The organism is Rhodoferax sp. (genome assembly GCF_028689305.1).
Classification (GTDB): Bacteria; Pseudomonadota; Gammaproteobacteria; order Burkholderiales; family Burkholderiaceae_C; genus Rhodoferax.
The window spans coordinates 1-12,956 of sequence record NZ_JAQTWM010000093.1 but is presented as its reverse complement, the minus strand read 5'-3'; the positions used below and the strand labels follow the sequence as shown (position 1 = coordinate 12,956).

The 12,956-nt window shown below is 62.8% G+C and carries 16 protein-coding genes; 4 read left to right on the top strand and 12 right to left on the bottom strand.

Annotation, left to right across the window (positions count from 1 at the left end; translation table 11 throughout):
- The 7 genes from PHW99_RS15560 to PHW99_RS15530 form a co-directional block, all read right to left on the bottom strand.
- Positions 1 to 521, bottom strand: a 521-nt coding sequence (locus PHW99_RS15560) for a UbiD family decarboxylase domain-containing protein (RefSeq protein ID WP_300179576.1), incomplete at its 3' end; no start/stop codon positions are given.
- A gap of 4 nt (positions 522 to 525) precedes the next feature.
- Positions 526 to 1,122 (bottom strand): UbiX family flavin prenyltransferase, encoded by a 597-nt coding sequence (locus PHW99_RS15555; RefSeq protein WP_300179573.1) that lies wholly within the window; start codon positions 1,120 to 1,122, stop codon positions 526 to 528.
- Between the two features lie 18 nt (positions 1,123 to 1,140).
- Complete coding sequence (locus PHW99_RS15550) at positions 1,141 to 1,635, bottom strand: SCP2 sterol-binding domain-containing protein (protein WP_300179571.1); 495 nt, start codon at positions 1,633 to 1,635, stop codon at positions 1,141 to 1,143.
- Positions 1,636 to 1,655: 20 nt separating this feature from the next.
- The gene (locus tag PHW99_RS15545; RefSeq protein WP_300179568.1) at positions 1,656 to 2,561 is read right to left on the bottom strand and encodes a U32 family peptidase; all 906 of its coding nucleotides are present in this window, start codon (positions 2,559 to 2,561) and stop codon (positions 1,656 to 1,658) included.
- A gap of 64 nt (positions 2,562 to 2,625) precedes the next feature.
- Positions 2,626 to 3,624, bottom strand: a complete 999-nt coding sequence (locus tag PHW99_RS15540; RefSeq protein ID WP_300179565.1) for a peptidase U32 family protein — start codon at positions 3,622 to 3,624, stop codon at positions 2,626 to 2,628.
- Positions 3,625 to 3,887: 263 nt separating this feature from the next.
- The gene (locus tag PHW99_RS15535) at positions 3,888 to 5,132 is read right to left on the bottom strand and encodes an ATP-binding protein (RefSeq protein WP_300179562.1); all 1,245 of its coding nucleotides are present in this window, start codon (positions 5,130 to 5,132) and stop codon (positions 3,888 to 3,890) included.
- A 53-nt stretch (positions 5,133 to 5,185) separates the two neighbouring features.
- A complete protein-coding gene (locus PHW99_RS15530) occupies positions 5,186 to 5,923 on the bottom strand; it encodes a response regulator (protein ID WP_300179559.1) in 738 nt (245 codons plus the stop codon).
- Positions 5,924 to 6,118: 195 nt separating this feature from the next.
- Between PHW99_RS15530 and PHW99_RS15525 the strand changes: the two genes are divergently transcribed.
- From PHW99_RS15525 to PHW99_RS15510, 4 genes are all read left to right on the top strand, one after another.
- On the top strand, positions 6,119 to 6,580 hold the full coding sequence (locus PHW99_RS15525) for a DUF2147 domain-containing protein (protein WP_300179557.1): 462 nt from the start codon (positions 6,119 to 6,121) through the stop codon (positions 6,578 to 6,580).
- Positions 6,577 to 7,293 carry a cytochrome c biogenesis CcdA family protein gene (locus PHW99_RS15520; protein WP_300179554.1) on the top strand — a complete coding sequence of 239 codons (717 nt, stop codon included), beginning with the start codon at positions 6,577 to 6,579 and terminating at the stop codon, positions 7,291 to 7,293. The genes PHW99_RS15525 and PHW99_RS15520 overlap by 4 nt, the downstream gene beginning before the upstream one ends.
- Positions 7,290 to 7,853 (top strand): thioredoxin family protein, encoded by a 564-nt coding sequence (locus PHW99_RS15515; RefSeq protein ID WP_300179552.1) that lies wholly within the window; start codon positions 7,290 to 7,292, stop codon positions 7,851 to 7,853. Before PHW99_RS15520 ends, PHW99_RS15515 begins: the two co-directional genes overlap by 4 nt.
- 194 nt (positions 7,854 to 8,047) lie before the next feature.
- Positions 8,048 to 9,220, top strand: a complete 1,173-nt coding sequence (locus tag PHW99_RS15510) for an MFS transporter (protein ID WP_300179550.1) — start codon at positions 8,048 to 8,050, stop codon at positions 9,218 to 9,220.
- Between the two features lie 37 nt (positions 9,221 to 9,257).
- Here PHW99_RS15510 and PHW99_RS15505 read toward each other — a convergent pair whose 3' ends face one another.
- From PHW99_RS15505 to PHW99_RS15485, 5 genes are all read right to left on the bottom strand, one after another.
- Entirely contained in the window at positions 9,258 to 9,905 is a 648-nt protein-coding gene (locus PHW99_RS15505; RefSeq protein WP_300179547.1) for a DapH/DapD/GlmU-related protein, read from the bottom strand.
- A 35-nt stretch (positions 9,906 to 9,940) separates the two neighbouring features.
- Positions 9,941 to 11,083: an alpha-D-ribose 1-methylphosphonate 5-triphosphate diphosphatase gene (locus tag PHW99_RS15500; RefSeq protein WP_300179544.1), complete on the bottom strand. Its 1,143-nt coding sequence runs from the start codon at positions 11,081 to 11,083 to the stop codon at positions 9,941 to 9,943.
- 19 nt (positions 11,084 to 11,102) lie between these two features.
- The gene (phnL, locus tag PHW99_RS15495) at positions 11,103 to 11,801 is read right to left on the bottom strand and encodes a phosphonate C-P lyase system protein PhnL (protein ID WP_300179541.1); all 699 of its coding nucleotides are present in this window, start codon (positions 11,799 to 11,801) and stop codon (positions 11,103 to 11,105) included.
- Positions 11,802 to 11,824: 23 nt separating this feature from the next.
- Positions 11,825 to 12,631 carry a phosphonate C-P lyase system protein PhnK gene (gene phnK / locus PHW99_RS15490; protein ID WP_300179538.1) on the bottom strand — a complete coding sequence of 269 codons (807 nt, stop codon included), beginning with the start codon at positions 12,629 to 12,631 and terminating at the stop codon, positions 11,825 to 11,827.
- Positions 12,628 to 12,956, bottom strand: a 329-nt coding sequence (locus PHW99_RS15485; protein ID WP_300179535.1) for an alpha-D-ribose 1-methylphosphonate 5-phosphate C-P-lyase PhnJ, incomplete at its 5' end; no start/stop codon positions are given. The genes PHW99_RS15485 and phnK, both read right to left, overlap by 4 nt.

The following is a 12,956-nucleotide window of genomic DNA, read 5'->3' as shown; positions in this document are numbered from 1 at the left end:
CCCAGGTTTTGCCGCGCCTTGTGCGGGCCCTTGGTGATGACCAGACCCCAGGTGATGAGCGGGGCCACGTCGCCGGGCCAGCAATGCTGGATGGGCAGGCGGGCCAGGTCCACGTCAGCCCCTTCCCACACCAGCTCCTGGCACGGGGCGCTGCCCAGTTCTTTCGGGGCCATGCGCCACAGGGTTTGGAGCAGGCTGCCCATGCCGACCAGCTCTTTGAAGCCCCTGGGCGCTTCGGGCTCTTTGAGGCTGGCCAGCACATGGCCGAACTGGCGCAGCTCGCTCACGTCATTCACGCCCATGCCCAGGGCCACGCGCCGGGTTGTGCCAAACAGGTTGCCCAGCACCGGGATGGTGTGGCCGGTGGGCTGCTCAAACAGCAGGGCCGGGCCGCCTGCGCGCAGGGTGCGGTCGCACAGGGCGGTCATCTCCAGGTGGGGGGAGACGGCGGCGCTGACGCGCTTGAGTTCGCCCAAGGCTTCCAGCTGGGTGATGAAGGCCCGCAGATCGCGGTAAGCCATGCCGTCAGTCCGCACGGGCACCAATGGCCGCCACCGGTTTGAGACCGGCCCAGCGCACCGCATCCAGCGGCGGCAGCCCCAGCAGGTCCAGCACCCGGCTGACGGTGTGATCCACCATGTCGGCAATGCTGTGTGGCCGTTGATAAAACCCAGGCACCGGCGGAAAGATGATGCCGCCCATTTCGGTCACGCTGGTCATGTTGCGCAGGTGCGCCAGGTTTAAGGGGGTTTCGCGGGCCATCAGGATCAGGCGGCGGCGCTCCTTGAGCATCACATCCGCTGCGCGGGTGATCAGGTTGTCGGACAGTCCGTGGGCCACCGCGGCCAGCGTGCGCATGGAGCAGGGGGCTATCACCATGCCATCACACTGGAAGGAGCCACTGGCAATCGCTGCGCCGACATGGTGAATGGGGTAGACCACATCGGCCAGGTCTTCCAGCCTGGCCAAGGGGACATCCAGCTCCTGTTGCAGGTTCAGCCAGCCGGCGTCAGACACCACCAGGTGGGTACGCACGGTCCCCATGTCGCGCAAGACCTGCAACAGGCGCACGCCATAGACCGCGCCGCTGGCACCCGATATCCCGACCACAATGCGTTTCATACCGCCGTCATGCTCTGGCTAACGTGGCCGGAAACTGGCCAGGCGGGCCTTGAAATGAGCCCGCGCCTGCGCCAGCACGTGCGCTGGCCGCAGTTGCGCCAGCGTCAGCACCGGCAATTCGATGGCGTCGATGGTGTTCTTCACCAGCAGACCCAGCTCGGTGTCGCCCTCCATCGCCAGGCGGCGGCTGAAAAACAGGGTGTCGGGGTCTTCCTGGCGCCGCGCCAGCAACATCAGGTCATGGGCACTGGCGCTGATGGTCAGGTCGGCCGGGCCGGGGTTCTGACTGGCGACAAACCGGCCGTCTTTCCAGACAAAGTCAAACGCCCAATGGGCATCGGTGACACACAGGCGCAGTTTCTTGCCGACGAGCATGAGTGTCACATCAGGCGCCAGCTGTCTGGCCAGCGCCAGGTTCAGGCCGGTGACAAACAGCAGTGAGCCCGGATAGGCCGGCAGGCGGCCCAGTACCTGGCCGATCGGCTTGGGCAGGACAAAAGGGGTGGCAGTCATCACAGCGGCTCCTTGAAGTGTCAGGCGCTTGCCGGCGCGGGAGCCAGCAGCTCCAGCCCCGGTTTGCCGTACCAATAACCATTGCAGGGCTTTTCGGGCATCAGGGTCAGCAGTTCGGCGTTGGCATCGGCGATGGCCAGTTGGCCCTGCATCACCCCCTGGAACAGTTCGATGATGCGTAGCGTGTGTTTGGACTGTGGGCTGATGCGCAGCACATCCACCCCCAGCGCCTGCAGCGCAGGCCACTCGGGCAACAGGTTGTAGACGCGGGCCGATTGGGTCTGGATGCCGTTGAGCACCAGGAATTCTTCACTCTCGCGGGTGCGCATCAGCAAACCGTCCGGGTGCTCCATGCATTTGAACTGGCAATCGTCCTTGGGCAGATTGCAATGGCGCGCGGTGAAGCAGCGTGCGGAAAACGCCAGCGGCATGCGGCCATAGGCAAACACCTCGGTTTGCAGACCGGCCGGGCGGCCCTGCTGCATCAGCGCCAGATCGTCACGCCCCATTTCCAGCGGCATCACCCAGCGCTGGATGCCCAGCGCGGTCATCCATTGCAGTGTCGGCAGGTTGTAGATGTTGAGGTGCGGTCCGGCCACAAATGGCACTTTGCCCTCCAGGCAATGCACCGCGCCCATGTCATTGGCTTCGACCATGAACTGGCCATTGGCAGCAATCTTGTGCAGCACAGTGACATCGGCACCGGACTCGATCAGCACCTGGGTAGACAGCAGCACCTCCTTGCCCGCCGCGCGCAAGGTCTGGGCAATGTCGAGCCAGTCCACCAGCCGCACCTCATGGCGGCGCGAACACACCGCTTCACCCAGATAAACGATGTCCACCGGGCTGCTGGCCACCGCGGCGTAGAAGGCCAGCACCTCATCGCGTGGCCAGTAATAAAGGATCGGACCAAGAGCTAATTTCATTGTGCAGATTCGATGTCCAGAGGGCGACGCCACAACGCCGGTGGGGCGGTGTTGAGTGCGTCCTTCATTTCCAGGGGCGATGGTAGGCGCCCAGTGTGTGTTGCTGGCCTTCGGCCACCTTGTCCAGATCGCTGACCCAGGCCGGCTTGGCGGTATAACGGTGCGGGTTGTCACGGCAGCTGTCAATGGCCTGGCGCCAGACGCGCGTGACTTGCGCCACATAGGCGGGGCTGCGCTGGCGGCCTTCGATCTTGATGGCAGACACCCCCATCTTCATCAGGTCCGGCAACAGTGACAGGGTATTGAGGCTGGTCGGCTCTTCAATGGCGTAGTAGTTGGTCTCGTCACCCACATCAAAACGGCCTTTGCACAGCGTGGGGTAACCGGCGTTTTCACCGGGGGCGTAGCGGTCGATCAACACGCCATTCAGACGCGATTCGCGGCCCTGCGGGGTTTCCACCCAGCGCACCGCCTTGGGTGGTGAACACACGCCGTTGGTGTTGGGCGCCTCGCCGGTGACGTAGCTGGACAGGGCACAGCGCCCCTCCACCATCACACACAGACTGCCAAAACCAAACACCTCAATCTCGACCGGGGATTTTTCCAGCACCTGCTGCACCTGGGCCAGCGACAACACCCGCGGCAACACCGCACGTGCAATGCCAAAGTGCTGGTGATAAAAATCCAGCGCCTCGTAATTGGTGGCCGAACCCTGTACCGACAGGTGCAGGCGCAGTTGCGGCTGGTGGCGGACGGCATAGGCCATCATGCCGGGATCGGCCAGGATGATGGCATCGACCCCGCTGTGGGCCGCACGGTCCACCGCACGTTGCCACAGTTCGGCCTTGGTCGCCTGCGGGTAGGTGTTGAGCGCCACAAACACCTTGCGGCCCCGGTCGTGGGCATAACGGATGCCCGCTTCAATGGCCGCTTCGTCAAAGTTCAGCCCGGCAAAGTTGCGCGCATTGGTGGCGTCACGAAAGCCCAGGTAAACACAGTCGGCACCGTTATCCACCGCCGCTTTCAGGGCCGGCAGGCTACCGGCAGGGCAGACCAGTTCCATGGCCACAGCGGCCTGTTGATTTGCAGAATAGGATGGTGATAAATCAGTGACTGAGTTCATATGAAAAGTCGCTGCCATGTTGCAAGACACACAACCCAGCGCCTGAAAAGACCAGCCCGGGAGGTTAACCATCCCCGTGGTTCGATTTGATGACATATATCAACCAAGCCACAAAAAAGCAGCGGTTTAAAAAGAACAGGAGCGCCCTTAGTGAATACCGCATGCCTTGACATAGAGAGGCACCTTTCACAAAGCGGCCTGTTTCAGGCATCCATCGACTGAAAGCGAATTTCTGCACACAAGCCTCCGCCATCCCGTGGCAGCAGGCGCAGTTGGGCATGGCACAGAGGAGCCAGCCGTTGCACGATGGCCAGTCCCAATCCTGAACCACCCGTGCTCGGACTGCGCGAAATTTCGATGCGATAAAACGGTTGCCGCACCTTGGCGTCTTCATCAGCGGGAATGCCAGGACCGCGATCCAGCACCTGGATGGCAGGCTGCCCGTTCTCACGCACGAGACGGACTTCCGCAGCACCTGCGAACTTGATCGAGTTGTCAATCAAGTTGCTGATGACCCGCCGAAGCGCCTTGGGGCGTGTCCTGACAACAGCCTGCGAGTCTCCCAGCCATTGCACCGGTTGCCCCGCGTCCTGGTAGTCCGCCACGGTACTTTGCAGTAGCGCAAGAAGATCCGTGGAAACCTCAAGCTCTTGCCCGGCTTGCGCACTGCGCGCATAGGCCAACCCCTGCTCGACGAGATGCTGCATCTGCTCCAGGTCCGCGTGCAATTTGGCGCGCATAACCTCATCTTGCATCAGGTCCGCACGCAGCCGCATGCGAGTGATAGGTGTCTGAAGGTCGTGGGAGATCGCTCCCAACATCTCACTGCGTTCCGCCAGATGCTCGTCGATTCGCTGGCGCATGATATTGAACGCCTGTGCCGCATCAACCACCTCCCTTGGCCCGGTGAGAGGCAAGGCAGGTGTTGCCTCACCGGGCTTCAGACTGCGCGCCGCTGCAGCCAGTTCAGACAGCGGACGTGTGGCCTGCCGCACAGCAAGCCAGCATCCTGCAGCGATCAGGATCAGTTGCCCCGTCAAGCTAGCAAGCAACCATGGCGAAAGACGCAGACGCGGCTCCAACAAATCGACCGCCAGCTGAGAGCCATCTTGTAGCTGCAGCAGCAAACGCAGTTCTACGCCCGGCTGCATGGCGTCAATGGCCGACACGGATTCAGACAGGGCTTCGGAAAGAGCCTGCGTCACAGGTCTGGCCAATGGCGAACTACTGGCCGTTGTGTGGCTGCTGTAAGGACGCGCAGCAAGAACAAACCGATAGTTGGGGCGATCAAGACGGGCGATCCAGCTCGCACGCTCGTCAGCGGGCAGTCGGTCGAGCATGGCAACCGAACTGGCCACATCCGCCGTCAGATAGGCAATCATCACCTCGCGCATCACCAGCCCACGTTCGGCGAGCACAAAGCCGAAGGTCAGAGTCTGTGCACACACCAGGCTGACAACGAGGATCAGCGCAAGCCGGCCAAAGAGGGTCCGCGACCAGTTCATCCGGTCCCCGCGCCATTCACTGGTAGGCAGAACACATATCCTTCGTTGCGGACGGTCTTGATGTAACGCGATTCGCGGGGCTCGTCTCGCAAGCGCTGTCGTACTCGACTGACGAGCAGATCGACAGAGCGATCAAAGACATCCGCATCGCGTCCCTGGGTAAGCTGCAGCAACTGGTCGCGGCTGAGGATACGCTGTGGATGCTGCAATAACACTCGCAGCAAACGGTACTCGGCACCCGAGAGGGGCACCACTGTTCCGGTTCCATCCACCAGATACCGGGCCACGGTGTCCAGCATCCAATCACCAAAACGGATTTGCGCCTGCGGAATCTCCGCTGCAATGGTGGGCGGCAGCATGCGCGTCCGCCGCAAAACCGAGCGCACGCGCGCCAGCAGTTCGCGCGCGGCAAACGGTTTGGATAGATAGTCGTCTGCCCCCAACTCGAGACCCAAAATCCGATCTGCTTCTTCGGAAAGGGCGGTGAGCATGATGATCGGAATGTGCGACTGACCGGGTGCACGAAGTTCCCGGCATAGGCTGATGCCGTCTTCGCCAGGCAACATGAGGTCGAGCACCAGCAGGTCCACTCGCTCGGCTGAGAGAAGTCGGCGCATGCCACGACCATCCGCCGCTCCGCTGGCCTTCAAACCCTGGCTTGTCAAATAGGCGACCAGCATCTCCCGGATATCGGAATCGTCATCGATGATAAGGATGTGGTCTGGATTTGCCATGGCGAATTTATACACGAGCGAAAGGAGGAATTAACGGCCAGGGCGAGCGAAAGACGAGCAGTGGACCAGAGATTTGTATCTCAATTTATCTCACCGCCAGCTTGACAAGCCGGCATACAAATTCGCCCGTTGCGGACAACTCCAAGACATACGCCGCAGGCTCAATACATGCATCCAATTTTCCAAGGAGTCTGTATGAAAATCCGTTCTCTGGCCCTCACTGGCGCCTGGTTGATCCTAACCGCGTCCCAGGCCAATGCACAAGCCTCGGTTCAACCGGCCCAGATAGGGCGCTGGATCACCGAATCCGGCAATCTCGAAGTCGAGATCGCGTCCTGCGGTGATGTGTTATGTGGCACCGTCACACGGGTACTTGCCAACCGTTCAATGGGTGCACCCGGCCAAACCATGGATGCCGCCGACAAGCGCCCGGCTTTGGGCATGAAGATTCTTACCGGCCTACGGCCGTCGGGTGACGGGGAACTTGGCGGTGAAATCTATAACCGCGAGAACGCCAAGACATACGCTGTGCGCCTGACGATGGATGGGGCCGAGCAGATGTTGGTGCGCCCGTACCTCGGCCTGCCGCTATTTGGCAAGACGCAGCTTTGGCGAAGGGTCAGCGAGCATGGCCAGGCCAAAGAGGCTGCGCAATGATCGGCCCGGGAATGGCCCAGCCCGGCTTGGCATTCGCCGCCGGGTTGCTGACGGTGGCAGCCCCGTGTGTGCTGCCGCTTCTTCCCGTCGTGCTCGGCGCGACCGCGGCTGGCGGCCCCGGCGCGCGTCCGGTGTTCATCGCGACTGGCTTCGCACTGTCCTTCACGGCTTTGGCCCTGGCATTCGGTTCAGTGCAACACCTGCTCGGCCTGGAACAACAGACCGTGCGTGATGCCGCAGCGCTGCTGCTGATCGCGTTCGGTCTTTGCATGGTCTGGCCCACAACTTTCCAGCGCCTGAGCATAGCGATGAGTGGTGCGCTGGGACGTGTCGTCAGTCTGGGTGACCACGCCAGGCCTGGCTGGATCGGTGGTCTACTGATTGGCGCGTCGCTGGGCGCGGTGTGGACACCCTGCGCCGGGCCCGTGCTCGCCACCATCCTCACCTTGGTGGCCGCGCAGACGCACTGGGGATCCTCAGCCGTTCTTCTGGGTTTGTACGCGCTCGGCGCAGCGCTGCCGATGCTCGCCATCGCCTACGGTGGCCAATGGGCGCTCACCAAGGTGCGAGCTTTGTCCCGCCACACGTACCGGCTTCAGCAGGGGTTGGGCCTGGTTGTGGCGATCGTCGGGCTTCTCACCTTTCTGCAGTACGACACTTTGGTGACGCTCTGGCTGTCGGACTTCTATCCATCTTTTGCCACGGGACTATGAGCATGACACCCAGCCTATATTCACCGCGCCGGCGCGTATTCCTGGGAGCACTCGCGAGCCTTGCTGCAGTGCCGCCTCTAGCGGCCGGCGCCGGGTCCGACGGCCTGCACGACTGGGGTATCGCCCCTGACTTCCGTGGCATCGCCAAGTGGTTCAACTCGCCTGCGCTGTCGCTCGCACAACTGCGTGGACAAATCGTTCTGGTGGATTTCTGGACCCATGCCTGCATTAATTGCCTGCGCACGCTACCGCACGTCAACCGCTGGGCCGCAACCTATCGGAAGCAAGGTCTCGTGGTCGTCGGCGTGCACACGCCGGAGTTCGCCTTCGAGCGCTCTGCAGGCAATGTGCAAGCGGCGATCAAGCGCTATGGCATCGCGCATCCGGTGGCCATGGATAACGACTACGCCACCTGGAGGGCCTACGACAACCGCTACTGGCCCGCGCACTACCTCGTCGACGGCCAGGGGCGCATCCGCTACCGGCACTTCGGCGAAGGCGACTACGAGCGCACCGAAGCCGCCATCCACGCTTTGCTCACACGACCCGGTCGCGCTTGACCCATTCATAGACTGGGCGAAGGCCTTCGGTGCGAGATGGGATGACGTGATGCTCAGGGGCGTGCCACTTCTTTACGTCGCTGCCACGATGTTCGGTACGCTGTCTCGGGAAAGCCTGTAAAGTCAGACCATAGAAGGGCTCCGTTGCTCGATTCAACCCATTCATAAAAAGTGCGCCCCCACGAAAGTTTTGTATGACACAGCCTGCGCCTGGTCAGCGCCTGCACCCTGACGTGCTCAAGCTGGGCCTGGTCAGTTTTTTGACCGACCTGAGCTCGGAGATGATTTTTTCGGTGTTTGCCATCGTTTTCACCACGGTGGCGGGTGCCTCAAGCGCGTTGCTGGGCTTGATCGAAGGCCTGGCAGATTTTTCGGCCTCGTCACTCAATTACCTGGCCGGCTGGCTGTCGGACCGCAGCGGGCGGCGCAAGTGGTTTGCCACGGCAGGTTACGGTTTTTCCACTCTGGCCAAGATGATTCTGCTGGTGTCAGCGTCGGTCACGGGGTTGGCCATTTTTCGTGTCATTGAGCGGCTGGGCAAGGGTTTTCGCGGGCCGCCGCGTGACGCCTGGCTATCGTCGATTGCGGTGCCGGCGTCGCGGGGCTATGCGTTTGGTGTGCACAAGGCACTTGACAAGGCCGGTGCCGTACTCGGGCCGCTGGTGGCTTATGCTTTGCTGAAATGGCTGGGCGAATCGCCCAGCACCTATGGCACCTTGTTTTTGCTGGCCTGTGTGCCGGCCGTGATCAGTGTGCTGGTGCTCACACGCATCCCGGACCAGCCCGGCATCGTCCATCAGCGCGAGAGTGTGCGCCAGAACTGGCAGCAGCTCAGCCCCGGTTTCAAGCGCTTTTTATGGCCAGCCGGGGTGTTTGCGCTGGCGTACTTCAGTCTGGGTTTCATCCTGCTCAAGGCCCACACCGTGGGTTTCAGCGTGACCGAGATCGTGCTGTTGTACGCCTTGTTCAACACCACCTGCGTGGTGGCTGCGCCGCTGGTGGGCCTGCGCGGTGACCAGGTGGGGCGCAGCCGCGTGGTGCTGCTGGGTTATGCGCTGTATGCCACCATCAACCTGTGGCTGGCGCTGGCAGACAAGCGCTGGGAGATCGTGGCGGTGATGGCCTTGTATGGACTGTTCTACGCGATTGAAGAGTCACAAAGCAAGGCCTTCATTGCCGACATCGAACCCGAACGCCGTGCCACCGCCGTAGGTGTCTACAACTTCGTCACCGGTCTGTTGTATTTGCCGGCGTCGCTGGTGGCCGGGGCCTTGTGGGCGCTGGCGCCGGGCTGGGCCTTCGGCCTGGCGGCGGTGTTGTCCCTGGCGGCGATGCTGGTGTTTGTGCGGGTCCGCCCGGCAGGCTGAGAGACCGGTACACCATCGGCCCAGGAGTTGAACCCCTTCAGGGGGCGTATTTCGCCAGAAACGTCCGCAAATCCTTGAAGTCACCCATGCGCTCGGTCAGCGTGTCGTGATCCCAGTCCCACCAGGCGGTGGCCTCCAGCGCCTGGGCAATGGCACGGGGAAAACGCTGGCGGATGAGCTTGGCGGGCGCCCCGGCGACGATGGCGTAGGCCGGCACATCTTTGGTCACCACCGAGTTGCTGCCCACCACCGCGCCATGGCCAATCTGCACCCCCGGCATGATGACCACGCCGTGGCCGATCCAGCTGTCGTGGCCAATCACCACCCGCTGGCGGCGGCGCCAGGCAAAGAAGTCGGCATCGTCCTGCTCGGCCATGCCGTACATCGTGGGGCGGTAGACAAAGTGGTGCAGCGTGGGCCGCTCCATTGGGTGAAAACCGGGGTTGACGCGCACCATGTTGGCAATGTTGGCGAACTTGCCGATGTCGGCCGACATCAGGTCGCAAAAATGCTGCACATAGGCGTAATCGTCCAGCAGGCAGTCTTCCATGCGGGTCTGGTCACCGACCTGGGTGTAGCGGCCAAAGCGGCAGTCGCGCACGCTGGCGCTGGCCGACAGGCTGGGTTCGAGCCCCAGGCGGACGTGCTGTGGCGGGTTGTGGGCCGTGATATGGGTGTCATTCATGAAAACGTCTCTTGATGCTGAAAGGTCAGCGCGGTTCAGAAGGCCCGGTTGCCAGCCAACCAGGTTTCCAGCACCAGCGGCGTACCGACACGGTTCATGCGCACCCGCAGCAGATCAGCCCGCTGACCCAGCGCAATCTCGCCCCGATCTTGCAGACCAATGGCGCGCGCCGGGTTGAGTGTGACGGTGCGCACCGCCTTGGGCAAGCTCCAGCCCTCCAGCGCAGCCAGCATGTAGGTGGCCATCAGCAGGCTGCTGGGCACGTAGTCGGAGGAAAAAATGTCCAGCAGATCCAGCTGCGCCAGTTCGGCTGCCGACACGTTGCCGGAGTGCGAGCCGCCCTTGACCATGTTGGGGCCACCCATGATGATCGCCATGCCGGCAGCCCGCGCCGCCTGCGCCGCCTCTACCGTGGTCGGGAACTCGGACATGGCCACCCCTTCCAGGACGGCCTGGGCAATGTCGCTGAGCAGGGTGTCGTCATGGCTGGCCAGGGGCAGGCCACGCGATCGGCATTCACGCACGATTTCAACCCGGTGTGGCAGCGAGAAGGCCTGCTGGTCGGCCTTGCGCTGGGCAATCATGGCTTCGAAATCGGCGTCGCTGTAGCTGCCGTTGCGCTCGGTGTAGCGGCGGTAGCTGACCAAGTCACGCCACTGGCGCTGGCCGGGTGTGTGGTCCATCATGCTCACCAGTGTCAGCAGCGCGTCATCGGCATATTCGTGAAACACCTCCAGCATGTCGGGGGCGGAGAGTTCGCAGCGCAGGTGCAACAGGTGATCGACCCGCATCAGGCCTTCATCGCGACACTGGTGCAGGGCGGCGATCGAGGTGTGTTGTGTCTTGCTGCGTGCGCCGTCGTCGTCCAGGTCACCAATCACCACCGAATCCAGCACGGTAGTGATGCCGGCCGCTGCGCACTGGGCGTCGTGCACGGTCATGGCGGAATGGGCATTCCACAACACGCCGGGGCGCGGTGACAGGTGTTTCTCCAGGTTGTCGGTGTGTAACTCCACCAGGCCTGGCAGCAGCCAGTCGCCGCCCCAGTCTTCGGCACCTGGCACCGAGGTATTGCCGCGATCGACCGACTGGATCAAGCCGCTTTTCATCACCACCGTGCCGGTGAATTCTTCGTCAGCCGTAACAATGCGGGCGTTGCGAAAGATATGTTGGTTCATCAGTCAGGTTCCTTGCAGATCAAACGGGGTTGCGGTGTTGCTCGACATCCAGGCAGCGCGTTGCCACCGCCTCACGCACTTCGTCGTCGTGAAAGATGCCCACGATGGCACTGCCCTGTGCGCGGGCAGCGTGGATCAGCGCCACCACCACGCGCCGGTTGTCGGCGTCGAGCGAGGCGGTGGGTTCATCCAACAGCAGCACTGGCGGCGCGGTGATCAAGCCATGGGCAATGTTGACGCGCTGCTGCTCACCCCCAGAGAAGGTGGCGGGCGGCAAGTGCCACAGGTGTTCTTGCAGGTTCAGGCGCCTGAGCCATTGCGCAGCTTGCGCCCGGGCTTCTTCGGCTCCCACGCCAAGACGGCGCAAGGGGTCAGCCACGATGTCGAGCGTGGCCACCCGTGGAATCACACGCAGAAACTGTGAGACGTAGCCCAGCGTGCGCCGACGCACCGCCACCACCTCACGCGGCGCGGCCTCCGACAGGTTGAGCCAGTCACCGGCGTGGCGAATCCGCACCGCGCCGCTGCTGGGCGCGTAGTTGCCATACAGACAGCGCAGCAAAGAGCTTTTGCCGCTGCCGGAGTGGCCGGTGAGCGCCAGGCATTCACCGGGTTGCACACTTAAATTGATGCCGGAAAACACCGGCAGTTGCAGGCCACCGCGCCCGTGCAGCGTGAAGGTTTTGGACAGGGCCAGGGTTTCAATGAGTGCAGTCATGGGGTTGGATTCGAGTTGGGCGGTCATGGCGTGAGCACCGAGGACACCAGCAATTGGGTATAAGGGTGCTGCGGGTCGTCCAGCACCCGGTCGGTCAGGCCTTGCTCCACGACCTGGCCGTCTTTCATGACCAGCAGGCGCTGCGCCAGCAGGCGGGCCACGGCCAAGTCGTGGGTGACCACCACGGCGGCCAGTTGCAGCTCGTCCACCAGCTCGCGCAGCAGATCCAGCAGGCGGGCCTGGACTGACACGTCCAGCCCTGTGGTGGGTTCGTCCATGAACACCAGGCGCGGATGCGTCACCAGGTTGCGGGCAATTTGCAAGCGCTGCTGCATGCCGCCCGAATAGGTGGCGGGCAGGTCATCCATGCGGCCGGTGTCGAGCTCCACACGCTGCATCCAGGAGACGGCTTCGTTGCGCAGCTTTCCGTAATGCCTGGCCCCCAGCGCCATCAGGCGTTCACCCACATTGGCCCCGCCCGAGACGTTCATGCGCAGGCCGTCACGCGCGTGTTGCTCGACAAAACCCCAATCGGTGCGGGCCAGCCAGCGCAGGCGGGCTTCTGACAGCTCGGCCAGATCGACCAGACCGCTGGGTTCATTGGCAGACTCAGACCGCACGTCGTAATGCACCGAGCCTTGGTCACAGGCCAGGCGCGCTGCCAGCAGGCGCAACAGCGTGCTTTTGCCCGAGCCTGACTCGCCCACCACCGCCAGCACTTCGCCGGGGTAGAGGTTAAAACTCACGTCGCGGCAGGCCCAGCGCGGCTGGCCTTGGTGCACAAAGGCCTTGCCCGCCTGGCGCACGGACAACAACACGGGTGGCTTCATGCGGCCTCCTGATCGTTGGACGTGAACGCCTCTGCGGGCGCGGCCAAGACATCGTGCAACGTCACGGCTTGTTGCGTGCCGACATGGCCCGCGTCGCGCCGATCTTCACAATAGTCGCTGTCCGAACACACAAACAGGCGGCTGCCGGCGTCGTCCACAATCATTTCGTCCAGATAACTCTCAGCGGCCCCACACAGTGCACAGGCGTGCGCCCAGTGCTGCACTTCAAACGGGTGGTCTTCAAAGTCCAGGCTGCGCACCGGGGTGTAGGGCGGTATGGCGTAGAGGCGTTTTTCGCGGCCCGCGCCAAACAGTTGCAGCGCCG